Annotated in this window: 13 protein-coding genes; 9 read left to right on the forward strand and 4 right to left on the reverse strand. The window is 65.3% G+C overall.

Going from position 1 to position 25,028, the window contains the following annotated elements:
- Positions 1-18: 18 nt before the first annotated feature.
- On the reverse strand, positions 19-939 hold the full coding sequence (locus ABDJ38_RS00470) for a DUF8021 domain-containing protein (protein WP_346783107.1): 921 nt from the start codon (positions 937-939) through the stop codon (positions 19-21).
- Positions 940-1,260: 321 nt separating this feature from the next.
- On the opposite strand from ABDJ38_RS00470, the gene ABDJ38_RS00475 reads away from it, so the two are divergent.
- The 7 genes from ABDJ38_RS00475 to ABDJ38_RS00505 all read left to right on the forward strand — a co-directional run bounded on the left by ABDJ38_RS00475 (position 1,261) and on the right by ABDJ38_RS00505 (position 8,840).
- A complete protein-coding gene (locus tag ABDJ38_RS00475) occupies positions 1,261-1,749 on the forward strand; it encodes a MarR family winged helix-turn-helix transcriptional regulator (protein ID WP_346783108.1) in 489 nt (162 codons plus the stop codon).
- 83 nt (positions 1,750-1,832) lie between these two features.
- A complete protein-coding gene (locus ABDJ38_RS00480) occupies positions 1,833-2,459 on the forward strand; it encodes a CerR family C-terminal domain-containing protein (protein WP_346783109.1) in 627 nt (208 codons plus the stop codon).
- The gene (locus tag ABDJ38_RS00485) at positions 2,456-3,460 is read left to right on the forward strand and encodes an HlyD family secretion protein (protein ID WP_346783110.1); all 1,005 of its coding nucleotides are present in this window, start codon (positions 2,456-2,458) and stop codon (positions 3,458-3,460) included. Before ABDJ38_RS00480 ends, ABDJ38_RS00485 begins: the two co-directional genes overlap by 4 nt.
- A 2-nt stretch (positions 3,461-3,462) precedes the next feature.
- The gene (locus ABDJ38_RS00490) at positions 3,463-5,193 is read left to right on the forward strand and encodes an ATP-binding cassette domain-containing protein (protein ID WP_346783111.1); all 1,731 of its coding nucleotides are present in this window, start codon (positions 3,463-3,465) and stop codon (positions 5,191-5,193) included.
- Positions 5,190-6,338: an ABC transporter permease gene (locus ABDJ38_RS00495; protein ID WP_346783112.1), complete on the forward strand. Its 1,149-nt coding sequence runs from the start codon at positions 5,190-5,192 to the stop codon at positions 6,336-6,338. The genes ABDJ38_RS00490 and ABDJ38_RS00495 overlap by 4 nt, the downstream gene beginning before the upstream one ends.
- Positions 6,335-7,432, forward strand: a complete 1,098-nt coding sequence (locus ABDJ38_RS00500) for an ABC transporter permease (RefSeq protein ID WP_346783113.1) — start codon at positions 6,335-6,337, stop codon at positions 7,430-7,432. The genes ABDJ38_RS00495 and ABDJ38_RS00500 overlap by 4 nt, the downstream gene beginning before the upstream one ends.
- Before the next feature lie 4 nt (positions 7,433-7,436).
- Positions 7,437-8,840, forward strand: a complete 1,404-nt coding sequence (locus ABDJ38_RS00505; RefSeq protein WP_346783114.1) for an efflux transporter outer membrane subunit — start codon at positions 7,437-7,439, stop codon at positions 8,838-8,840.
- Here ABDJ38_RS00505 and ABDJ38_RS00510 read toward each other — a convergent pair.
- Positions 8,837-10,462 (reverse strand): inorganic phosphate transporter, encoded by a 1,626-nt coding sequence (locus tag ABDJ38_RS00510; RefSeq protein ID WP_346783115.1) that lies wholly within the window; start codon positions 10,460-10,462, stop codon positions 8,837-8,839. The two genes, ABDJ38_RS00505 and ABDJ38_RS00510, sit on opposite strands and share 4 nt — an antisense overlap.
- A 367-nt stretch (positions 10,463-10,829) precedes the next feature.
- Here ABDJ38_RS00510 and ABDJ38_RS00515 point away from each other — a divergent pair, with 367 nt between their 5' ends.
- Together ABDJ38_RS00515 and ABDJ38_RS00520 are read left to right on the forward strand one after the other, a co-directional pair.
- Positions 10,830-13,175: an autotransporter assembly complex protein TamA gene (locus ABDJ38_RS00515; RefSeq protein WP_346783116.1), complete on the forward strand. Its 2,346-nt coding sequence runs from the start codon at positions 10,830-10,832 to the stop codon at positions 13,173-13,175.
- Complete coding sequence (locus ABDJ38_RS00520; protein ID WP_346783117.1) at positions 13,175-17,416, forward strand: translocation/assembly module TamB domain-containing protein; 4,242 nt, start codon at positions 13,175-13,177, stop codon at positions 17,414-17,416. Before ABDJ38_RS00515 ends, ABDJ38_RS00520 begins: the two co-directional genes overlap by 1 nt.
- A 163-nt stretch (positions 17,417-17,579) precedes the next feature.
- Here the strand turns inward: ABDJ38_RS00520 and ABDJ38_RS00525 are convergent, their stop codons facing one another.
- Together ABDJ38_RS00525 and ABDJ38_RS00530 are read right to left on the reverse strand one after the other, a co-directional pair.
- The gene (locus tag ABDJ38_RS00525) at positions 17,580-20,480 is read right to left on the reverse strand and encodes a CHAT domain-containing tetratricopeptide repeat protein (RefSeq protein ID WP_346783118.1); all 2,901 of its coding nucleotides are present in this window, start codon (positions 20,478-20,480) and stop codon (positions 17,580-17,582) included.
- Between the two features lie 80 nt (positions 20,481-20,560).
- Positions 20,561-25,021 carry a hypothetical protein gene (locus ABDJ38_RS00530; RefSeq protein ID WP_346783119.1) on the reverse strand — a complete coding sequence of 1,487 codons (4,461 nt, stop codon included), beginning with the start codon at positions 25,019-25,021 and terminating at the stop codon, positions 20,561-20,563.
- Between the last annotated feature and the right edge of the window lie 7 nt (positions 25,022-25,028).

A 25,028-nucleotide genomic window follows, 5' to 3' on the forward strand; every position in this document is an offset into this window, starting at 1 on the left:
GGTATGTCCTCTTAAATATCAGCGGTCCGGGCCCACGGTCCATGGCGAGCGCTGATAGTACGGAGCCTGATAAAAGGTCGCGATCACCGAAGCGATGCAGCCGTCCTTGACCTTGAACATTTCGAGGAAGGCCCAGCTTTGCGGCTCCTGGAATGTCGCGCGGACCTCGGTGCCGTCGGTCAGCAGGTATTCGTTGAGCACGCCCTTGTGGTCGATAAACCCGCGCGCCATCGCCACTTGCCGCTCCTCGTCGATTAGCACCACTTCGCGGCGCACACGGTTGTTGAAGAAATAACGGCCGCTCTCGAACCCGCCCTTGATGTCGGTGAATAACATTCCGTTCTCGCGCCGGATCGCTTCGGGGAGGAAGCAGGTGCCGCGGATTTCGCCGTCGTTCAGCTGCAGGGTGTCGAAATAGCCATTGGCATGGGCGGCCAGCTCATCGCGTGATGCGCGTTCGGCCACCGGCGTCGGTGCGTTGATGACAGGATCGACGGCGTTCTGGCGAATGTCGGCAATCGGCGTCGGAGGGCTGGAGAGGTTGCGCCGGGTGGAGATCACGTGCTCCACCTCGTCGATCTCGCGCTCTTCGTTCACGTGCAGGCGGATCGCCAGATAGCCTTCGATCTCGTCCTGCATGATGGTGGTGTAGATGCCGACATTGCCTGTTTCCGGGTCGCTCAGGACCACCGGCGGGCCGGGCTCGGCGGTCACCGTGTCCCAGGTGCCATCGGGGAAGGGCATCTCGACGTTGTTTTCGGTGTATCGCACTTCCTCGGCAAATGGCGCGGCATCGCGATCGTGTGCGCGGTAGGCGGCGCGGTATTCGCGCGCGATCTGTTCGAGGCATTGCGCGTCGCAAGCCACATCGGACTGGGCCGATAGCGGCGCAGCGGATACCGTAAGGACGGCGAGCGCCGCCAAAGCCGTTGGTTTCATTGCTTTCTCTCCCATTTAGCCTTCGCGATGCGGGGCCTTGTCGTTCTTTGATATTGGATCATTCTTCGATATTGGGGAGCATGCGGCTGTGCCGAAGCGCCGCTTATTATTCTCCCATGTGGCATTTATCAGTCCGCCAGTCGCTCTCTGCGGAGTCGTTACCGGCCGGGTTATTGTTTATCTATAATAAGTATCTTGTTCCTGATATCCGGTCAACCGCCCGCGCGGTGGACATCAGCGAATGTTATCGCAATATTCTACAAGGTAGAACATATATCAGGGGCAGACGTGAACGCCGAGGGATTCTGACGGAGGAACATCATGGCACAGGACGAGAGCGTGGCAGCGCAGAGAGAGGAGCTTGGCCTCGCTCGCCTCCAGACGACGATCGGGTTTCTCCTGCTCGGCGGCTGGCGCTTAGCCAACTCCTGTTTCAACCAGCATTTCAAACATATCGACATCACGCCAGCATCTTACGGGGTGCTGTTGCTGATCGAGGAGAACCCCGGGTGCAGCATCGGCAGTGTCGGGCGGGCGATGGGCATCGCTCCCAATTCGATTGCCCGGCTGGTCGATGGGCTGGTCGCGCGAGACCTTGTCGGCAAGCGCGTGAGCGAGGCTGATGCCCGGACGCGGCTGCTGGAGTTGACTGGGGAGGGCCGCGCGTTCCTCGATTTGCTTGAGCAGCACCACGCGGAATACGAAAGAGAGGTGATCGATGCCTTCGGTAAGGACCGCCACGATGCGCTCTGCGCGCTGCTTCGTCCCTTCGTCGGGGCGGGGCCGGTCGAGGAACTGGATCGCTTCTGACCCTGTATTTGCCGTGTCGCTTCCGCCGCGCCCTTGACTTGTCTCTGGACTCATTCGTTCGAATGAATTAACTGCTTTGTCCCATGCGGGAGAAGCTCCTCGATATTGCCATCGATCACTTCGGCCGACGCGGCTTCGAAGGCGCGGCCACGCGCGCCATTGCCGCCGATGCCGACACCGCCATGTCGCAGATCACCTATCACTTCGGCGGCAAGGAAGGGCTGTACCTTGCCTGTGCCGATCATATCGCCGCCAGGATTTCCGAGTGGCACGGGCCGCGAATTATGGAACTCGGCGATGTCCACGTGCTTGAAGCCGATGCGGCAGCCGATGCCATTTGCCATCTGATTGGCGGGTTCGGGCATATGATGCTCAATCCGGCCACCCGGGCATGGGCCAGCTTCATTGCGCGCGAGCAACAGGCGCCTACCGAGGCCTTCGAACGGCTGTTCAATGGCGCGATGAAGCCGATGATGGAAACCGGCCTTGCCTTGATCCGGCGGGCCCGGCCCGATCTGGACGAGCAAGAGGTTCGCGCCACGGGGATACTTATCTGGGGGCAGGCACTAGTCCTGCGCACCGCGCGCGAAACGCTCAAGCGGGTGATGCAGGTGGACGAAATCGATGCTGCCACCGCCACGCTGCTGATCGAACGTCTGATCGAACACACCCGCTGCCTTATTACCAATCTGCCGGAGAAGACACGATGAAACGTCTGCCTGTTGCCATCGTTGCCGTGCTTGTCGTGCTGGCCATTGCCGCCTTTGCCACCGGAGGCTTCGGCCTGTGGCGCGGGGGCGACAAGGGGCTGACGCTTTATGGCAACGTCGATATCCGCGAGGTCGACATGGCCTTCGAAGTCGGCGGGCGAATCGATGAAGTGGCCGTCGAGGAAGGCGACCGGGTCAAGGAGGGCGATCTGCTTGCCGCAGTCGATCCGGCGCGCAATCGAGACCGGCTCGCGCAGGCCGAGGCCCAGATCGCGCAGGCCGAAGCCCAGCTCGCCCGTCTGCGCAATGGCAATCGCCCGCAGGACATTGCGCAATCCCGCGCTCGTGTCGCTGCCGCCGAAGCCGCGCTAGCCAATGCCCGCGCTGCCTACACCCGGCGCGAGCCGCTGGTGGAATCGGGCGCGGTCAGCCGCAATGTCTGGGACCAGACCCGCGCCGAACTGCGCCGGGCCGAAGCCCAGCTCGCCGAAGCAAGCCAGGCCGCCTCGCTCGCCAGTGCCGGCGCGCGCAGCGAGGACATCGCCGCCGCCGAAGCGCAGGTGGAGGCCGCCCGCGCGCAGCGCGCCGCCATCGACACCGATCTTGGCGATACCAAGCTCGAAGCGCCGGTCGACGGCACCGTCGTGACCCGCGCGATCGAGCCGGGCAGCCTTGTGCAGCCTGGTACGACTGCCTTCACCATTGCCATCGACCGGCCTATGCGGGTGCGCGCCTATGTCGCCGAGCCCGATCTGTCGCGGATCCAGCCCGGAATGAAAGTGGTGGTGCGCGCCGATGGCAATTCCAAGGAATACCAGGGCACCATCGGCTATATCTCGCCGCGCGCCGAGTTCACGCCCAAGTCGGTCGAAACCGAAGACCTGCGCACCGACCTTGTCTACCAGCTGCGGATCGTCGTGAGCGATCCCGACGACGGTCTGCGCCAGGGCCAGCCGGTGAGTGTGAGCGTGCCGCAGGCGCGCGCCGCGGCGGAAGGTTGAGCATGGGCGACGCGGTCGCCATTGCCACAGGCGTGGTCAAGCGCTTCGAGGGGCTTGCCGCTCCCGCGCTCGACGGCGTTTCGATCACGATCCCCTCCGGCGGGGTGACCGGGCTCGTCGGCCCCGATGGCGCGGGCAAGACGACGCTTATCCGCATTCTCGCCGGGCTCATGGCCGCTGACGAGGGCGATATCGAAGTGCTGGGGCAGGCACCGGGCGAGGATCTGGCCGATCTCGGCTACATGCCGCAGCGTTTCGGCCTTTATGAAGACCTGTCGGTCGAACAGAACCTCACCCTCTATGCCGACATGCGCGCGCTGCCCGATGCCGAGCGCGAGGAAACCTTCGCACGCCTGCTTGCCTTCACCGACCTCGCGCGGTTCCGCGACCGTATGGCGGGCAAGCTATCGGGCGGGATGAAGCAGAAGCTCGGCCTCGCCTGCGCGCTGGTGAAGCGCCCGCGGCTGCTGCTGCTTGATGAACCCGGCGTGGGTGTCGATCCGATCAGCCGCCGCGAGCTGTGGGCCATGGTGCAGGAGTTGACCGCTGATGAGCACTATGGCGGCATGGGCGTGCTGTGGTCGACCGCCTATCTCGACGAGGCCGAGAAGTGCGACCGCGTTTACCTCCTCAACGAAGGCAAGTTGCTGTTCGACGGCGATCCGTCCGAGCTGACCGGCTCGGTCGCTGACCGGGTGGTGCGGCTGACCGGCTTCGAACAGCGCCGTCGCCGCCTGCTGACCGAGATGCTCGACCGCGAGGGCGTGATCGACGGCACCATTCAGGGCCGCTCGGTGCGCCTGCTGCTCGATCGCGCCGACCGGCTGGCGGGCGAAAGCGGCTTCGAGCTCGCGCCCGCCACCCCGCGCTTCGAGGACGGTTTTATCGAGCGCCTCGGCGGCGGCCCCAAGGGCACCAGCCAGCTTGCCGAAGCCTATCGCACCGTGGCCGGAGACGATGGGAAAGCGATCGTGGCCAAGGGGCTGACCAAGACTTTCGGCGACTTCACCGCCGCCAGCGATGTCAGCTTCGAAGTGCCCTATGGCACGATTTTCGGCCTGCTCGGCCCCAACGGCGCGGGCAAATCGACCACGTTCAAGATGCTGTGCGGCCTGCTCACACCCACCGATGGCGAGGGCGCTGTGGCCGGGCATGACTTGCGCACCTCGGGCGGCAAGGCGCGCGCGGCGCTTGGCTACATGGCGCAGAAGTTCTCGCTCTATGGCGACCTATCGGTGGCGCAGAATCTCGACTTCTTCGCCGGCGCCTATGGACTCACCCGCGCCGAAGCGAGAGACGCGATTGCGCGTGTGACAGACGTGTTCGAACTTGGCGACGTGCTCAAGACCAATGCGGGCACGCTGCCGCTCGGCTTCAAGCAGCGCCTCGCGCTTGCCGCTGCCGTGATGCACGAGCCGCCGGTGCTGTTCCTCGACGAGCCGACCAGCGGCGTCGATCCCGTAACGAGGCGCGAGTTCTGGACCCATATCAACGGCCTTGTCGAAAAAGGGGTGGCCGTGCTCGTCACCACGCACTTCATGGAAGAGGCCGAATACTGCGATGAGATCACTCTGATCTACCGCTCGCAACAGATCGCCAGCGGCACCCCCGACGACCTGAAGCGCCAGGCCGCCGAGATGGACGGGCTGGACGATCCGACCATGGAAGACACCTTCATTGCGATGATCGAGGCAAGCGATGCGACCCGCGAAGCCGGTGAGGCAGCCACATGAGTGGGCGGCGCCGGAGCGAGTGGCGGATCGACGGGCAGCGCCTGCGCGCCATGGTGGTGAAGGAGGGCGTGCAGATTCTGCGCGATCCTTCCACCATCCTGATCGCGATTGCTCTGCCGGTGCTGCTGCTGTTCCTGTTCGGCTATGCCATCAACCTCGACAATTCGCGCACCCGCATCGGCCTTGCGCTTCAGGACGATAGCGCCGCCGCGCTGTCGCTCGCCTCGGCCTATCGGCACAGCCCCTATTTCGATGTCGTCGTCGAGCGTACGGCGGCCCCCTTGCGCGAACAGCTGATCGCGGGCGAGATACGCGGGATCGTGGTGATCCCGCAGGATTTCGGCAGCGGCGCTGCGCGTGGGCAGCGGCCGCCGATCCAGATTATCGCTGATGGCTCGCAGCCCAATGCAGCCAATTTTACCAGCGCCTATGCGCGGGGCGTGGCGCAGACCTGGGCCGCGCAGGAAGCGCGCGCGGCTGGCCTGCGCGCACCGCCGCCCACCGAACTTTCGCTGCGCTTCTGGTACAACCCTTCGCTTGCCAGCCGCTATTTCCTTGTTCCTGGGGCCATCGCCATCGTGATCACGATGATCGGCACGCTGCTGACCAGCCTCGTGATCGCGCGCGAATGGGAGCGCGGCACGATGGAGGCGATGATGGCAACGCCGATGCGGATGAGCGAATTTCTCGCCAGCAAGATCGTGCCCTATTTCCTGCTCGCGCTGGCCTCGATGGCGATGTGTACCGTGCTTGCCACCACGGTGTTCGGTGTGCCGCTGCGCGGCTCGCTGTTCGCTCTGCTGGTACTGACCATGGCCTACCTGATGCCCGCGCTGGGGCAGGGCCTGTTCATCTCGGCGGCGACGAAGAACCAGTTCGTGGCCAGTCAGGTGGCGCTGCTGAGCGGGTTTTTGCCGACCTTCCTGCTTTCGGGCTTTCTGTTCGAGATCGCTTCGATGCCGAAATGGATTCAGGCGATCACCTATATCGTGCCCGCGCGCTATTTCATTCCCGCACTGCAAACGGTGTTTCTGGCCGGCGACATCTGGTCGCTGATCCTGCCAGCCATCGGCTATTTGCTGGTGTTCGGGGCGATCTTCTTCCTGCTGTGCTTCCGCGCCAGCCGCCGGAGCCTCGACAAATGAGCGCACTCAGAGCGATCACGATCAAGGAAATCTGGGCGCTGCTGCGCGACCCCAAGTCGCGCATCGTGCTGGTGATCCCGCCGCTGCTGCAGCTGGTGATCTTCACTTTCGCCTCCACGCTGGAGGTGAAGAACGTCGATGTCGGCGTGCTTGATCGTTCCACTGGCACGGCCAGTGTGGAGATCGTCAACCGGCTGGCGGGCAGCCCCAATATCGGCACGATCCGGCGGCTGCGCTCGCACGATGATCTGGCCGAGGCGATCGACCGGCAGGAAGTGATCGCCGCGCTGGTGATCGAGCCCGACTTCGACCGCGCCTTCGCCCGTGGCCAGGCGACGCGGGTGGGCGTGGTGCTCGACGGGCGACGCTCGAACGCGGCGCAGATCGTGGGCAGCTACCTGCAGCAGATCGTTACCGATGCAGGCGCCAGTGTTCGCGGAACCGAGCGCGCGCCGCCGGTGGCGGTGGCGATCAACTGGTTCAACCCGAACCTTGACTATATCTGGTTCAATCTGCCGAGCCTGATCGTGGTGATCGTCTCGGTGGCGGGGCTCTCCATCACCGCGCAGACCGTGGCGCGAGAGCGCGAGCTGGGCACCTTCGATCAGTTGATGGTTAGCCCGCTATCGGTGCGCCAGATTCTGATCGGCAAGATGGTTCCGCCGTTCATCGTCGGCTTCGTCAACGCGACCGTCTATCTGGTGGTGGCGCAGGTCGTGTTCGGGGTGCCGTTCACGGGTTCGGTGCTGCTGTTCTACCTTGGCCTCGTCACCTATCTGCTGGCGCTGATCGGTGTGGGCATGTTCGTCTCGGCATTGTCGATGACGCAGCAGCAGGCCTTCCTCGGCAGCTTCGTGGCGACGGTGCCGGTCATCCTGCTGTCGGGCTTTGCCAGCCCTATCGGCAACATGCCGCAGTGGTTGCAGATCATCACCTATGCCAATCCCGCGCGCTATTTCCTCGAAATTTCGCTCGGCCAGTTTCTGAAGGCGCAACCGGCTTCGGTGGTGCTGGGGGAGCTGTGGCCGCTTGTGCTGATTGCCGTTGCCACGCTGGCCGCCGCCGCCTGGCTGTTCCGCGCTCGGATGGAGTAACCCCATGACCCGCTTGCCCCCCCTTATCGCCCTCGCCCTGCTTGGCGGCTGCACCACCGTCGGGCCGGACTATGTCGCGCCCGAGACCGCCGGTGCCGAGCAGTGGCACGAGGCCGCCAACGAAGGCGCTGTTGATCCGGCATGGTGGCAGCAGTTCGGCGATCCGCAGCTTGCCGGCCTGATCGAGCGCGCGCTGGCGAGCTCGCCCACCGTGGCCGAGGCCGAGGCGCGGCTGGCGGAGGCGCGCGCCAATCGCGATGCAGTGCTTGGCGGGCGACTGCCGCAGGCGCAGGTGAGCGGTTCGGCCACCGAGAACCGGCTGAGCGAGAATGGCCAGCTCCCAGTGAGCAGCATTCCGGGGTTCGAGCCCGAATACAGTCTGTTCGATCTCGGCTTCGACGCCAGCTGGGAGGTCGACTTCTGGGGCCGCCGCACCCGCGAGGCTCAGGGCGCCGGGGCGCGAGTCGAGGCTGCCGAAGCGCGCCGCAACGATGCGCTGGTGATGCTGAGCGCCGAAATCGCGCGCAGCTACATGGACCTGCGGCTGGCCCAAAAGCAGGCCGCAGAGGCCACAGCAGCGGCGCAGGCGGCAGCCGACTTCGCCAAGCTGGCGAGCATGCGGTATCAGGCGGGGGAGGACAGCCAGCTTACCGCCGAACAGGCGCAGGCCCGCGCTTCCAGCGCCAGTGAAGCCATTGGTCGGTTGCGCGCGCAGGAAGCGGCCAGCACCTATCGGCTGGCAACGTTGGTCGGCGCGATGCCCGAAGAGATCGTGCCCGAACTGCGCGTGGCCGCTCCGCAACCAGAGGCACCCGAAACGATTCTTGTCGGCCTGCGCTCCGAGCTCCTGCGCCGCCGCCCCGACGTGCGCGCCGCCGAGCGTGATCTCGCCGCCGCCACTGCAGACATCGGCGTTGCCACCGCCGACCTGTTTCCGCGCTTTTCCTTGATGGGGGGGCTGGGGATGCAGGCGCGCTCAGCCGATGATCTGGTCGACTCCGATTCGCTGCGCTTCAGCATCGGCCCGAGCTTTTCCTGGCCGATCTTCTCGGGCGGCCGCATCCGCGCGCAGATCCGCGCCGCCGATGCCCGCGCCGAGGCGGCAGAGGCGCGCTACGATCAGGCGGTGATCACGGCGCTGGCCGACAGCGAGGCGGCGATCAATCGCTACCTCGAAGCCCAGCGTACCGAGGATGCGAGTGCCGAGGCGCTGGCCGCACAGCAGCGCGCCTTCGCGCTATCGCAAGCGCGGTTCGACAGCGGCGAGGACAACCGGCTGATGCTCGAAAGCGCGCGGCTCGATCTGATCGCTAGCGAACGCGCGCTCGCCAGTGCCAAGGCCGAAGCCACGCAGGCCGCCGTTGCCCTGTTCAAGGCGCTTGGCGGCGCTTGGCAGGCACCGCGCTAGAAGATCGCGTCGAGAACCACGAACACCAGTGCCGACAGAGCGCCAGCAGCGGGCAGGGTGATCACCCAGGCCGCGGCAATCGGCTTCATCAGTGCCCAGTTGGTCTGGCGGTTGACGATGCCGATGCCCAGCACCGCGCCGATCAGGATGTGCGTGCTCGACACGGGCAGGCCCATGATCGAGGCCAGCATCACCACCGCTGCTGCGGCCAGCTCGGCGGTGAAGCCCGAGGCTGGGTGCATCTTGGTAAGGTTGTGGCCGACCGTTGCGATCACTTCCTTGCCGATGAACCACAGGCCCACGACCAGCGCGATGCCGAAGGCGATCATGGCCGGCGCAGGCACCGCCGCCGAAGCGCCGATCTCGCCATGGCGCAGAACATCGAGAATGGCGGCGAAGGGGCCGATGGCATTGGCGATGTCGTTCGCGCCGTGGCTGAAGGCAAAGCCCGAGGCGGTGAACACCTGCAACCAGCTGAAGATGAGGAAGGTCGACCGGTCGAGCGAGGTGCCGCGCAGCGTGCGCGCGAAGATGAAGGTGGCCATCCACACCGCCGCTGCGATCATGCCGATCACAAGATAGGTGTTGAGCGTGGAGAGGCCCAGCTCCATGTTCTTCAGTCCCTTGAACAGGAGCATTGCCGAGATGATCGTGGCCCCACCGGCGGCCACCAGCGGCACCCAGTTCTGCAGCGCCTTGTGCGCGGCGAGCGAGGCCTTCTGCTCGCGCAGCTCGTGCAGGCGGCGGTAGTAATCGGTTTCGAGGTCTTCGGCGGTAAAGCCCTCTTCATCCAGTGCCTCGGAATCGCGCACCAGCATATGGGTGTATGACATCTTCTGGATGTCGCTCATGCGCTCGAACGCGGTCTTGTGTTCCTCGCGCAGCTGGCGCCGTTCCTTGTGCAGGCGGCGCAGCTCGTCGAGCATCCGCTCGTTATAGCGAAGGATGTGGCGCTTGATCAGCGTGAACAGGCTATAGGACACCAGCCCGCCCAGCACGGGCGAGAGCACCCATGACATGGCGATGGTGCCGATCTTGTCCCACTGCACCAGCGACAGCGCTGCCTCTCCCCCGCTCAGGATCACGCCCAGCGCAATCGAACTGCCGACGATGCCGCCCACGATCGAATGGGTGGTCGAGACCGGCCAGCCCCGCCTGCTGGCGAACAACAGCCACAGCGCCGCGGCCAGCAGCGCCGCCATCATGATAAATACGAAATGCATCGGATCGACATTGACGCCGCCGAGGTCGACAATCCCGCTGCGAATCGTGTCGGTCACTTCGCCGCCCGCGATCACCGCGCCGCTAACCTCGAAGATGGCTGCCACAGCCAGCGCCTGCTTGATCGTCAGCGTTCCCGCACCCACCGAGGTGCCGAACGAGTTAGCAACATCGTTGCCGCCGATATTGAAGGCCATGAACAGGCCGAACGCGGTCGCCAGCATGAACACGGCGACCTGGGTATGGTTGGTATAGTCGAGGCCCCAGAGCATGAACGCAACCGAGGCCAGCACGAACAAGGCCGCAAAGCCCATGTCGAACGTGGAGAAGCCCTTGCGCGGAGCATCTTCCGAAAGAGGATAGATCCCGTCGGGAATGGAGGTTTGCATGGTCTGGTTCATGTTTGGCCGTGGCTCTCGCTCTGCGGGTGATCGTCAAGCTCTGCCGGGCAACGCCAATTACGCATGATATCCAAGGCGCGACCCATGGTCAGGCGCCCCTTAGCCATGCTGACAAGCGTTTCCAGCAGTTTTTCCCCGCTCCGCAGATATGACGTAAATGCGACATACATTTGACTACTGACAACAATGCGGCAGACCAGTTGGGTTGTGCGCTCCAGCTGCGAGACTCGGGTTTGAACGGGGCGAGCCAATCCGTGGTTCGATCGAGTGTATTTTTTCGAGAACCTTCCTCCCCTTCGATCGTTAACCCCGCTACGCCCCTTTATCGGAAGGGCCTGGATGATCGCCGGGCCTTGTTGCGGCTGAAATGATTGAAGACTGGATGATCTGCGTCCCCAATTTCTCTTACGTACCTGGCGCACGACGCAAATCTCTTGTTTCGCTGGCACCCTTGCTGGCGGCTGCGCCGTGGCTGATGGGCACACCTGCCCATGCGCAGGACGGCGTGGTAGAAGCGCAAGAGCAGACGCTCGAACTGCCGGCACCGCCAGCCGATGCCGAGATGCCCGAGATCGAGACGATCATCACCGATGACGAGTTCGCCGATGAAGTTCCGTCGCTCGACGCGGCCGACGACGATGCCCTCTATGAAGAGCTCGAATCGATTGACGAATTCGAACGGCGAATCGCGACGCAGGACGTTGAAGGGCAGACGGACGACGAGGCACCACTGGGCGATCCGTCGCTGGCCGATGGCGACACCACCGAGGAGATCGCCGACGCTCCCGTGCGCGATGCCGAACTGGCCGCGCCGCTGCCGCCGATCGACAGCCTGCTGTCTGAGCCGTTCGAATATGCCGAGGCCGAGGCGCCCCGGGTGCAGGGCGACCTGCGCTACCGGGTTGCGCTGACAGGTATCGAAGAGGCTGAGGCTAAAAGCGAGACCGACATGAGCGGCCTCTTCAACGACCTGTCTGCGCTCGAAGATGGAGACGGCGAGGCCGCCAACATTGCCCAGCTGCGCGCGCGAATGGCTGAAGACGCCGAACTGGTGCGGCGCATCCTCGCCTCCGAAGGCTGGTACAGTGCCGATGTGCGTAGCCAGATCGACAGCGAAGGCGAGGGCGACGAGCAACAGAGCTTCATCGCCACCATCAATACTGTGCCGGGGCCGCGCTATGTCTTCAGCGACATCGTGATCGATGCCCCTCAGACACGGCCCGAAGGGCTGATCCGCCGCGAATTGTCGCTCGAACTGGGCGATCCGATCGTTGCCGCAGAAGTGCTTGCGGCTGAGGCGAAGGTGATCGTCGCGCTGCCCGAATGGGGCTACCCCTTTGCCGAACTGGGCCAACGCGATCTATTGCTTGACCGCGAAAGCGGTGAGGGCATTTACACCTTGCCGGTCGATCCCGGTCCGCTCTCGGTGTTCGGCGGAATCGAGACCAGCGGCGACCTCGTGTTCGATGAAGAGCATCTGGAACTGCTCGCCCGGTTCAAGCGCGGCGAGCTGTACGACAACCGTATGGTCGAGGATCTGCGGCAGGCGCTGGTCGCCACCAGCCTGTTCTCGACCGTTACCGTCACGCCCCAGCGCGGTGGCGAGCCCGCTCCCGACGGCGCGGAATATGCAACGCTGCTGGTTGAACAGAACGCCGGCCCGCCACGCACCATCGCGGGCAGCGCGGGCTATGGCACCGGGCAGGGCTTCCGCGTCGAGGGTAGCTGGACGCACCGCAACCTGTTCCCGCCCGAGGGCGCGCTGATCGTCAGCGGTGTGCTTGGCACGCAAGAGCAGGGTGCGAGCGCCACTTTCCGCCGCTCCAACGCGGGGCGGCGCGATCGCACCTTCGCGCTCACCGCTCAGGCGCGCCACACGAACTACGATGCCTACGAAGCCTACACCGGCCGGATCGGCGCGCTGTGGAGTTACAGTTCGACCTCGATCTGGCAGAAACCGTTCACCTATGCCTACGGCGGTCAGGTGCTGGTCTCGAACGAGCAGGACTTCGACCTTGTGACCCGGCAGCGGCTGCGCCGGACCTTCTATGTCGCCGGGCTGACCGGGCAGCTCGGCATCGACAGAAGCGACGACTTGCTCAACCCCACCAAGGGCTTCCGCGTCGCCGCGCTGGTCGAGCCGGAAGGTTCGCTTGAAGGAAACTTTTCCCCTTACGTGCGCGCGCAGCTCGACGGCTCGGCCTATTTCCCGGCCACCGACTCGCTGGTACTGGCCGGGCGGTTGCGGTTTGGCACGATCCAGGGCACCAGCCGCTACGAGGTGGCCCCCTCGCGGCGCTTCTACGCTGGCGGCGGCGGCTCTGTGCGCGGCTTCGGCTATCAGGATCTCGGCCCGACCGTGATGGAGCCCAATCCCGACTATCCCGCCCCTGCCGATATCGAGCCGGGCACCGATCCCGAAGACCTGCCCGACGAGTTCATCCCGCGCAACATCGGCGGGCGCAGCCTGTTCGAAGCCGCGGCCGAGCTGCGCTATCGCTTCGGCAACTTCGGCCTGGTGGCCTTTGTCGATGCGGGGCAGGCCTGGGAGGAAACCTCGCCCCAGTTCACCGATATTCGCTACGGCGTTGGCGTGGGCGGGCGTTATTACACCAATTTCGGCCCGCTGCGGTTCGACGTCGCCATGCCGATTGACCGGCGCACCGGCGAATCGAGCTTTGCTGTCTATGTCTCGATCGGGCAGGCATTCTGATGGCGGACGAGGCGGATATCCCCGAAGTCGAGGGCGAACCCGAAGTCGCGGAAGAGCGCGGCCGGCCCACCTGGCAGAAGGTGGCGCGCTGGGGCGCGCTGGTACTGGGTGCACTCGTGCTGCTGGTGGCGGCGGTGCTCATCGGGCTCGATACCAAGGCCGGGCGGCAGTTCGTGGCCGAGCAAGTTGCAGGCCTCTCGTTCGAGAACGGCATGGAGATCGGCATCGGCGAGATCGACGGCTCGCTCTATGGCAACATGGTGATCCGCGATCTGGAGATCCGCGATCCTCAGGGCGTGTTCCTTAGCTCGCCCGAAGTCTCGGTCGGCTGGCGGCCCTTTGCCTTCATCAACAACCATGTCGACGTGCGCGTGCTGTCGAGCCCGCTGATCACGCTCGAACGCTTGCCAGAGTTCGCCGAAACCCCGCCAAGCGATGCACCGCTCCTGCCCGATATCGATATCGATATCGGCGCGCTCAGAGTGGACCGGCTGGTGGTCGAGGCTCCGGTCAGCGGTGAACGGCGCGTGGTGCAGCTGAGGGGCAATGCGCATATTGCAGACGGCCGCGCGCAGGTGGCCCTCAATGGCGAAACGCTGGCGGTCGAGGGCGGCGCGGCGGGCGATCAGCTGGCCTTGGTGCTCGATGCTGTGCCCGAGGAAAACCGGCTCGAAATCGCGCTCGATGTCGATGCCCCGACGGGCGGCATGATCGCGGCGCTGGCTGGGCTCGACGAGGGGCTGACGCTCACGGCCAAGGGCGAGGGCAACTGGGATCAGTGGGACGGCCAGCTAACCGCCGACCGCGTTGATGGCCCGGTCGCCAGGCTCGATGTCAGCGCGCGCGATGGCCTTGTGCGGGTGCGCGGCCCGGCACAACTTGCCTGGTTCTTCGAAGGCGCGACCGCGCAATTGCTCTCGCCCGAGCTGAACCTCGATCTGGCCGCCCAGCTTGGCGAACGCAGCGCCGACGTCGAGGCGACCGTGGCGAGCGATGCCTTCCGCCTTAACGCGCAAGGGCTGGTGAATCTCGCCGACAACAGTTTCGACGGACTGGGTCTCGATTTCGTGCTGACCCGCCCCTCCGCCCTGGCCGAGAATCTTTCGGGCCGCGGCGTGCGGGCCGAGCTTACGCTCGACGGCCCGTTTGCCACGCCGGACGTCGCCTATAGGCTGGCGGCAGACCGGCTCGTGCTTGATGACATGGGACTGGTAGGCCTTGCGGCGCAAGGCGAGGCGACCGTCAATTCCGAACAGATCATGATCCCCGTGCAGGCGAGCGCCAGCCGCATCACCGGGCTCGATACGGTAGCGGGCGGCACGCTCGAAAACGTGCGGCTGGCGGGGGATCTGGCCATTTCGGGATCGCGCATCCTGTCCGACAACATGCGCCTGCGCTCGGACCGGATCGATGCCGGGCTGATCCTCGTCGCCGACATGTCGACCGGGCTCTACACCGGCGCCATCGACGGGCGGATCGACAACTATCGCGTGGAAAGCGTCGGCCTGTTCGACATCCGCACCGATGCCGACCTCGAAACCGAAGCGGGCGGTGGCTTCGCCATGACCGGCCGCGTGAATATGCGCTCGACCCAGCTGTTCAACGAGGGCGTGCGCAGCTTCCTTGGCGGCAACGTCACCGCCGCCAGCGACGTGCGCTATGGCGCCGATGGCGTGGTGCGGCTTTCCGGGCTGAGCCTGCGCTCGCCCGATGTGCAAATCAGCGGCGGCTCGGGCACCTGGTCTTCCGACGGCAGTATCTCGCTCGATGCGAAGGGCACCACAACCGCCTATGGCGACGTCGGCGTTACCCTGACCGGCACCATCGCCAATCCCGACGCCGAGATCACGGCGAGCAATCCGGGCCTCGGCATCGGGCTTGCGAACCTGCGCGCGGGCGTCACCGGTGCGCCCGGCGGCTATCACCTCGATACCACGGGCGACACCGACTATGGCCCCCTGCGCGCCGATATAACGCTCAAGATGGGCAACCAGCTGGCGATCGAGGTCAACGATTCCGACCTCGGCGGGGTCGGTTTCTCCGGCGCCATCGCACAGAGCCGCGAAGGGCCGTTCATCGGCCGGCTCAATGCAGAGGGCAGGGGGCTGACCGGGATCGTCCGCCTAGACAGCGCCGAGGGTGTGCAGGAGGCCTTGTTCAACCTGCGCGCGAAAAACACGGTGCTCGATGGCCCGGCGCAGCTTGCCATCGGTTCGGCGAAGATCGACGGGCGCGTGGTGCTGCATGATCAGCCGCACGTGGTCGCCGCCTTCGACCTGACCCGCACCAGCTTCGGTGCGTTCGATATCAATGCCGCCAAGGGCGAGATCGACTATCGCGGTGGCAGCGGCAGTGCCAAGGTGCTGGCCGAAGGCACCAGCGGCGTGCCTTTCCGTATCGGCCTGAACGCGCAGATGACGCCCGAGTTGTGGCGCGCCGCGATCAAGGGCCGTGCACGCGGGGTCGAATTTTCCACCGCCAGCCCCGCTCGCATCGTAGTCGGCGAGGGCGAATACAAGCTGCTGCCGACGCAGATCGATTTCGGCAACGGCTCGGTGCGGCTCGCGGGTAGCTATGGCGACGGGATGAAGCTGCAAAGCCGTCTCGACCGGCTGGATCTGGCGGTGTTCAACGCCTTCGTGCCCGATCTGGGCGTGGCAGGCAGCGCCACCGGCTCGCTCGATTTCTCGCAAGGGTCGCCCGATGCCTTCCCCGATGCCGATGCGCGGCTCACCATCACCGGTTTCAGCCGTTCGACCGCAGCTACGGTCAGCCAGCCGGTCAACATCAGCTTCGTCGGCAAGCTCGAACCCGATGGCGGCGAGGCGCGCGCGATCATGCGCCGCCGGGGCAGCGTGATCGGGCGCATGGTGGCCTCTCTCAAGCCGCTTCCGCCGGGCAGTGGCAGCTGGACGACCCGCCTGCTCAATGCTCCGCTCGGCGGCGGTGTGCGCTACGATGGCCCGGCCGATACGCTGTTTTCCTTCGCGGGGCAGACCAACCAGACGCTCACCGGCGGCATCGGCCTTGCGGTCGATCTTGCGGGCAAGGTGGATCAGCCCGAAATGTCGGGTGTGATCCGCGCCAATTCGCTGGCCTACGAGAACCAGATCTATGGCACCCGGCTCACCGACATGACCGTCTCGGCGCGCTTCAATGGCGAGCGCTTGGAGCTGGAGCAGCTGGAGGCAAAGGCGGGCGATGGCACCCTTGATGCCACGGGCTATCTGAGCCTTGCCGCGCAGTCAGGCTATCCGATGGATGTCGCGGTGAACCTGCGCAATGCGCAGCTGGCGTCGAGCGGGAACATCGTCACCTCGGCGACGGGGAAACTCAAGCTGACCAAGGCTGAGGGTGATACCGCGCTGCTGTCCGGGCAACTGACGCTGCCTGAGACGCGCTACAAGATCGTGCGCCAGTCCGCCGCCGAGGTGCCTGTGCTGTCTGGCGTGCGCTTTGTGCCGCCGCGTGGGCCGCAGCGCGTGACCGGTGATGAACCCGCCGAACGTGGGCCCAGCCTGTTCAGCCTGCTCCGGCTCGATGTCGAACTCAATGCGCCGCGCCGGCTCTATGTGTCGGGCATGGGGCTCGAATCCGAATGGGGGGCTGACCTGCGGCTTACCGGCACCAGCGCCGCACCGCGCCTGGAGGGCAATGTCGAACTTCAGCGCGGGACGCTGGGCTTTGCCGGGCGCTCGTTCGAGCTGCAACGCGGCAATATCGCGTTCACTGGCGGCAGCGAGATCAACCCGACCATCGAAATTCGCGCCACCGAAACGATCGAGGGCGTGGCGGTGAACGTGAACATCGCGGGCCGTGCCTTCGATCCGCAGATCACCTTCACCTCGGTGCCCAGCCTGCCGCAGGACGAGGTTCTGGCGCGCGTGCTGTTCGGCAGCTCGATCGCCAACCTCTCGGCGCTCGAAGCGGTGCAGCTGGCGGCCTCGCTCAATTCGCTGCGTGGCAGCGGCGGCGGGCTTAACCCGCTCGGCACACTGCGCTCGGCGACCGGGATCGATCGGTTGCGCGTGCTCGGCGCCGATGACACGACCGGGCGCGGCACCGCGCTCGCCGCCGGACAGTATCTGACCGACGACATTTACATCGAGTTCATCACCGACGCTAAGGGCTTTACCGCCACTCAGCTCGAAGTGGCGCTGACCCGCACGCTCTCGGTGCTGAGCCAGGCCGGCGGTTCGGGCGAAACCAACGTCAACCTGCAGTACAGCCGCGACTATTGATGCGCGTCGTGCTCATCCTGATGCTTGTGTCGCTCTCTGCCTGCGAGCGGGAGCCGACGTTCGAGGAACGCTATTCGGAGACGGAGCAGGCTATTTCGGAGCGGGCTCAGTCAATCGAATCCGACCTTGATGACCCAGGTAAACCCGCGCCAACAGCGAGGCCTTAGTTGCCGACGTAAACGAACGGTGCCCAATAGGCGGGGTGCTGCAAGCGCGCGTCGCCGCTCTCGTCGATCAGCGCCAGCACTGCGCGGCGCAGGCCCTCGGCAGGCGCGACGCCCTTGCGATAAAAGCTCTCGACCGTGGGCACGGTGATTGCGCGCGCGACATCGTCGGCGACCTCCCAATGCGAGACCAGCAGGTTGCGTGCGCCGGCATAGAGGAAGGCGCTGGCCAGTCCTGAAAGCCCTGCCGCGCCGGGCCGATCCGGCCCGCCGGTGTTGCAGGCCGAGAGCACCACCCAGTCCGCATCCATATCGAGCGCGGCGATTTCGCTGGCGGTGAGCAGGCCATCGTCACCCTCGTTCCGGGTGAGCACCAGTGCTGGCTCGGCAAGCCCCGCCAGTTCTCCTTCGAGCAGGCCGTGGGTCGCAAAGGCGATCACGTCGGCGGGTTGGGCGATCTCCGCCAGCACGCGGGTCTCGCGCGCGTCTTCGCCGGTCAGCAGCACGGTTTCGGCAGTGTCGAGCGCACGCGACAGGGCGTTCAGTTCGGCCAATGCCTCGGGCAACGGCGGCAAGTCGGCCACGGTGGCACCGGGCGCGAGCATGCGCGAGGAGCGTAAGGTGGTCAGCGCCGTACCGCCAAGCACCGGCGCGCCAACGGCGACGATGCGGGCGGCATGGGGGCCGTCGGCGCTGGACGCGCGCGTCAGTGTGGAGAGCGAGGCGAGAGTCGAGAGACTGTGATTACGGATCACCCAGTCGGCCTCAGTCAGCGACGGGGCGACAGGCGCAAGCGCGGCGAAAGGAATGCGGGTCAGTGCACCACCGGCAGCGACCATGATGTGATCGGCCCCTTGGAGCAGCTGCCCGCTTTCGCCCTCGAACAACGCGGCGTAAAGCGCGGCACCGGGCGCAAAGTCGTAGGCCGGTTGGGCGGGGACCTCGCGGGCAGGGGCGGCGAGCACACCGCGCATCAGTGCCTCGCCTCCGGCCAGCGCACCGCGCATGTTGGCCACCAGGGAGGATACTTCGCGGCTGTCGAGCGGGGTCAGATGCATCGAGTGCGCGTCCTTTGTGGCCACCAGCACGGCCAGTCCGGTTGCCAGTGGCTGGGCCAGCAGCACGGCATCGCCTTCGCCAAGGCTCGCCTGGATGGCGGCTAGGGTGATCGGCTCGGCGCCGGTGAAGCTGGCGGTGTCGATAGCACGTCCCGCCTCGGCCAGTTCGCTGCGCGCGCTGGCGATTTGGGCGCGCATCTGCGCCATCGCTTCGGGGGCAACACCAAGGCTCATCGCCTCCAACTGCTGGTTTGCGAGGTTGCGCAGCGCTTCGGCCTTGTCCTGATAGCTGCGCACGGCCTGCGCATCGGCCGCGCCGAGCCCACGCCGGAAGGCCGCCATTTGCACTGAGCGGTCGGCCTTGGTGGCGAGGCCATATTGCGCGAAACGGAATGCAGCCTCGAAATCACCCGCATGCATCGCTGCGTCGAGCGCCCAGTCATTCGACTGATCGAGAATGGCGAGCTGCACCGCGTCGGGTTCGCCCGAGGCGGCAATGGCGTCGCGGTTGGCGATCAACTGGTCATGGGCTGCGGCCACCTCTTCAAGCCCGCCGAGCCCGGCGCGAATGCCATAAGCGCCAAGCATGATCTGACCGGTCAGATCCTCCCACAATGCGGTGGCATCGCCTGTGGCGCGGCCTTCTTGTGCGGCAAGCTGCGTCGCATAAGCCTCGTGCGGGCGACCGGCCTCGGCATAGAACTCAGCCAGCGTTTCCTGCCCGGCGATGCGACGATAGCTTGCCGGTTCCATCGTTTCGGCACGGAGCGCATCGGCGGCCTCTGCCACGATGATGGCCTCGTTGAGTTGTCCAACATCGCGCAACGCATGCGCGCGTACGTGCTGAGCATAGAGCGTCAGCTCGCCCTTCGGGCCATAGCCCTCCTCGATAAAGACCAGCGCCTCATCAACCGTGGCGAGCGCCTCTTGGGCTTCGCCCTTCTTGATCAGTGTTTGAGCAAGGCTCAGTCGCATGCTCGAGGCCATGGCCATGTCGGGTTCTGCGGCGCCCATGGCGAGCGCGATCGCGCGGCGCGAGAAGCGCTCTGCATCGTCGAGCAACCCGCGTTCGGCCGCGCGGATCGAAAGCGAATTGTAGCTGTTGGCCAGCACCGGGTGATTGGGAGGCAGTAGCGCTTCCAGTTTCGCGGTCAGCCGCTGCCCTTCGCTCAGCGCCCTGTCACTGTCGCCGAGCGCGGCCCAGTAGGTGGCGGTGTTGGCCAGATAGCTGAGGAGTTCGGGAGAGGGGTCTTCGAGCCGGTCGACCAGCGCCTCGACCTCACCCATATAGTCGATCGCCGAGCGCGGCTGGCCGTCCATATTGAGGATATATGCCGCATTGTTGAGGCTGGCGGCGAGGCCGGCGATAAACACCTGATTTTCCGGCTCACGGGCGATCAATTTGCGCCGCTGAGCCAGCACCTCTTCGCCGATGAACCGCGCGGCGGCAAGGTCGCCCATCCGCACCCGCGCCGCCAGAAGCGTGTTCATGATCGACAACCGGCTCGGCAGGTAGTCCTCGCCCGCCGCCTCGAGCATTGGCAGGAGCGCCTCGATCTGCGCTGCCCCTTCGGCGAAGTGGCCCACGTTGAGATCGGCCACGGCCAGTTCGTAGTCGATCAGGGCAAGCTCGGGATGACCTTCGGGGTAGAGCGTTGCGGCATAGGCGCGCGCCTCTTCGATGGCGGCGCGGAAGGCGGGCTCGTCGCTGTGCGGATCGATTTCGGCTGCGCTGTCGAGCAGGGCGTCGAGCTGGGCGCGCTCGGTCTCCTTCGGCTCGGCGTGCGCCCCATGCGCAGCGAGCAACAGGGCCAGCCCGGCCAGTGGCAGACAAAGACGCATACGTTTTCCCCCCGAGGCAAGCCGCCTCGGGGGAGAATTATCGCATGATGGGGCGGTGTAAAGCCTCCAGCGCAGTGTGTTCAGGGTACGGACATCCCGAACACGGCGGAGCCGTCGATCTGCTGATCGAACCCGGCGTTGCCGAAGGTGTAGACCACGCCGACATGGCTGGCACCGTCGCCGCTCAGGAAGCCTCGGATATCGGCGTTGCACGCGCCGCTGCCGCTGCACACCGGCCCGCTGCCCGTCACCGCGACATTGTCGAAGCTGCTCGCGCCGAAGGTCATCGCATACTGGCCCGATGTTTCGACCCCCATGCCGCCGTTCATCGGGTCGGCTACACCGCCAGGGGTGTTGATCGCATAGCTGTTGCCGCCAATGGCGACATCGAACTCGATCCCGACCTTGGGCGTAGCGCCAAAGGCCACTGCAAGCTCGCCGCTGAACGTGCCGGGAGCCATGGACCCGTCGCGGATCGTCGGAGCGGTTGAGCCAACCAGCGCATATTGCACCGTGCCCGAGGTGGGCAGATTGGTCGCCGGATCGCCCGCCACGATATGCCAGCCGCCATCGGCGGGCATCTCGATACCGTCCTGATCGTTGAAGTAGCGCCCACCCGTGGTGCCGCCGGCCCAGCGGGTCCAGCCGATCACATCGGCAACGCTGCCGCTGTCATTCTGGGTGTTGCTGCCGATAGTGGGGCGCTCGTTCTCGGCGGTCGAGCTATTGAGTTCCCATACATAGGCTAGCGGTGCGCCGGTCGTTGAGTCGTAGGTGACGCTTGAACTATTGCGACTGTCGATCCCGATTGTGGTCGCGCTGTAGAGCACGATCTGATCGCCTCCAGGAGTGACTTCTTCCACACCTCCTGTCGGCGTGGGAGTGACCACGCCTTCGGAATTGCGGCCGAATACCGCTGCACCCACGAGGTAATTGTTGGTCGGGTTGGCGAACAGCGTGCCGAGTTGGTAGGACATCGTAATTGTCTCACCCTCGTCTCCGGTAAAGCTGCCGTTGAGGCGCAATTCACACGATTGGCCAGAAGGGCAAGCCAGACCGCCATTGCCGCTGAAGAACTCGCTCATGGTGAAGCCAGTGGCACCGGCCAGATTCCGGCCGCTGGTGAGCACATTGGCAAGTCCGCCGGGCGTGGCGACGCTATAGGTGGTGTCTCCGGGCATCACGATGCTCGCATCGATTGCCCCTTTCAGTTGGCTGCCATACCCGACAGCGAACTGCCCGGAGAAGGTGCCGGGTGCGGTGACGCCGGTGGCGAAGGTCGGAGCCGTCGCCGCCTCGAGATCGTAGATCGCGTAGCCTTCCGTCGGGAAGACCACGTTTTCCGCACCTATTGAAACCGCATAGTGGAAACCCTGGTTCTCGCTGAAAGCGCGGTCGGTGCCGCGGATGGTCACGGAGCCATCGGAATAACGGCCCAGAACCCAGTCTGCCGTTCCGGCTACCTCGTAATGCGAAGCATCGATATTCTGCACATAATTGCTGTTGAAGCCAACGGTGCCGATGGTTTGCGGACGGTTCAGATTGTCGAGCACCAGCGGGCCGTTAGCGAGGAAAATTGCCCGAATATCGTCATTGGCATAGGCGCTGCGCAGATCGTAACTGCCATTCGCCGCGATCGTGACGCCCGGCCCGCTCGTGTCCGGACCGACCGCACCACCCGACTGTCCGCCGCCGCCGCCGCCGCCACTGCCCGCGCCTGCCTTTGTGAAGGCTGCAGCGCCCGTAACCGTGTCGCCATCGGTGCCGCCGATATTGTAGAGGAAGCCGAGGGCTGCCGCATCGTCGCCGTACACGCTGCCGGAGAGGCTGACCCCGCAATCGCCCTGTGGGCAAGCGGCCCCGCTGGAGGTGATGGCATAGAAGCCCGAGATGCGCGGCTCGGTGAAGTTGAGGACCTCGACCGGGCTGAGCGACGGGATCGTCACGCCGCCGGGCGTCGAGATGTCATAGCTGTCGTCGCCGATGGCGACCGAAGCGGTCAGGCCGAGCTTTGCCTCTGCGCCCCAGAGGACTGAGGCCTGCCCGGTGAAGGTGCCGGGGGCCATGTTGCCCGAGGCCGCTGTGGGAGCTGTGCCGCCAGCGAAATCGTACAGCACTGCGCCAGTGCTCGGCAGAGTTGCCGTCGGGATGCCGGCAAGAATGTGGAACCCGCCATTGGCGCTCACATCGAGGTCGCGCTCGTAGAACTCGCCGACCAGCGTGCCATCGGTGAAGCGCGCCCAGCGCACTGCGCCATGGGCGGCGCTGCCAGTATCGGCGAGCGTGGCCGAACCGGCATTGACCCGCTCGTTTTCATATTGAGCCATGTCATAACCGACGATCTGACCGGCCCCGTTCACATAGACGAGCGGATCAGAGGTGGATTCGCGCCCGAGTTTCGCGCCGAGATAGCCGACATCGACCGAGACATCCGGCCACAGCGTGCCCGCTTGCGGATCAACGCCATCGATCACCAGCGGGTCGCCCTTGGCGAAGCCGGCCGTGCCGAGCACTTCGGCCCCCGAGGGATCGCGGGCGATATAGGAGATCGCCAGTTCGGCGCCCTCGTCACCCGAAATATAGCCCCGGATTTCGCCCTTGCAGCCGCCCGCACCCTGGCAGGCAGCGCCGGTGCCGATCACCTCGATCAGGCCGCCGGTGGTTTGCCGCACTTCGCCGAAGAAGAAGCCCGGTGCCAGATCCTCGCGCAGGGCAATGCCGTTCTGCGCAGTCTGGGCGATGCCGCCGACCGTTTGCAGGGTGTAGCTGCGGTCGGAGAAATCGGTTTTCAGTTCCGCGCCGACGCGGGTGGTCGAACCAAAGCTGACCGCGGCCTTTGCCACGCTGAGTGAACCGACCTCGCCGCCGGTAAGTGTCGGGTTGGTGCCACCTGCAAAATCGTACTCGATAAGGCCTGTGGTGGGCATGTTGGTCACCATCGGGCCGGCGATTACGTGGATGCCATTGGCTCCCAGATCGAGTTCGGTGTTCGCCTGGGCATAGGCAGTGCCATTGACCCAGCGGCCCCATGATACGCCGCCAGCGCTGATGCGCCCGGCCTCGATCAGTTCTGCCTCACCGATGGCAGCGCGGGTGGTGCCATACTTGAAGTAGAGGGGGGAACCGGTGGTATCGTCATAGATGACGTCCGACCGGCTGCGGTCGATCTGCCCGTTGTACGGGGCGAGCTCGCCCTTGCTGCCGCGCAGGGCCATGAACTGGTTGCTCGCCAGTTGGCCCTCAGGAACGGGGAAGGTGAATGTCTGCGGCAGTTGGTCGAAGTCGTCGATGTTGCCGCCGTTCTGCAGGAAGGCGAGGTAGGCGTTGAGGAAGTCGGCCTGTCCCGCCAGCAGCGTGTCGAACAGCCCCGCCGACGACAGGGCTTCGAGATAGGCCTGAAACACCTTAGCCGACAGTCCTGCATATTCGCTGGGCACGCCGCCACTCTGGAGAAAGGCAACATAGGCCTCGACCGCAGCGACATAAGCGGCAATGGCATCTTCGCCGAGAATGTTTGCCGGCACGACGAACGCGTCGGGAAGGCCTCCACCGCGCAAATAGCTGAGATAGGCCGAGAGCAGGGTCTGCTGCGCCGCGCCGATCCGGCCGAGCTGCCCGGTAAGCTGGAGGTAGTCGATATAGCTGTTGAGCTGCGATAGGTCCGCGCCGGCAAAGTCGCTGGCCAAGCCGCCGTTGGCGAGCAAGGTCAGATATTGGGTAACGAGGCTGGCATAGGCGCTTTGGAATTCGCCGATCTGGCCATTGTTGGCGAGATACTGGAGGTAGGCATTGACCAGCGCGGGGCTGGCCCCCTCGAAGCTTGAGCCGCCGCCAAGGGCAGCGGCAAGCCGGTCGGAATAGGCGAGCAGCCGGTCGACATCGCCGCTTGGCAGGCGCACCAGCGCAGGGTTGGCAAGATAGGCCTCGACACCGCGTGCCGCCGCGACCACGTCGCCCGATGCGCCAACACCGGCGAGGCCTTCGCCAAGCGTAACCGCAAGGCCGTTCATGGCGGCCTGCGCGATGGTCTGGCGGGTGGTGGCGAAGGGTGATCCGCGGGCGCTGCCGTTGGGGCTGGGCTGGGCGGCATTGGCGACCACGCGCGAACTACTCCCGCCTACAGTCGCTGCCCAGTTCTGGCCCGGGCGGTAGGTGCGCGTGGCCGCGCCGGTCCTGACCTGCATCGTGCCGCCCATTACGTTGCCGGACAGCTGTCCGTTTCTCACCGCCAGCGAGCCCGATCCGGTCACGGTGGCCTCGGCTCCGCCCGGTAAGCGCAGCACCACCCCGGAGGCACCGGGCCCAGCCACGGTCACACCGCCATTAGCCAAGGTGATTGTCTCACCTTCAAGCGAGAATTCCGCCGGTCCGACAATCGAAACCACCGCGCCCGAGTCCATGCGGATCTGCGTGACCCCGCCTTCGGCGACGGTCTGACTGCTGGCGGTGTTCCCGCTGCTGGCAAACAGGATGTCGGCTGCCTGAGCGGGAGCCGAAGCGACGGCGAGCGTGGCTACGCCCAAAAGAAGTGCATTACGCATGTTCAAG

It is taken from the genome of Aurantiacibacter flavus (assembly GCF_039710615.1).
Classification (GTDB): Bacteria; Pseudomonadota; Alphaproteobacteria; order Sphingomonadales; family Sphingomonadaceae; genus Alteraurantiacibacter; species Alteraurantiacibacter flavus.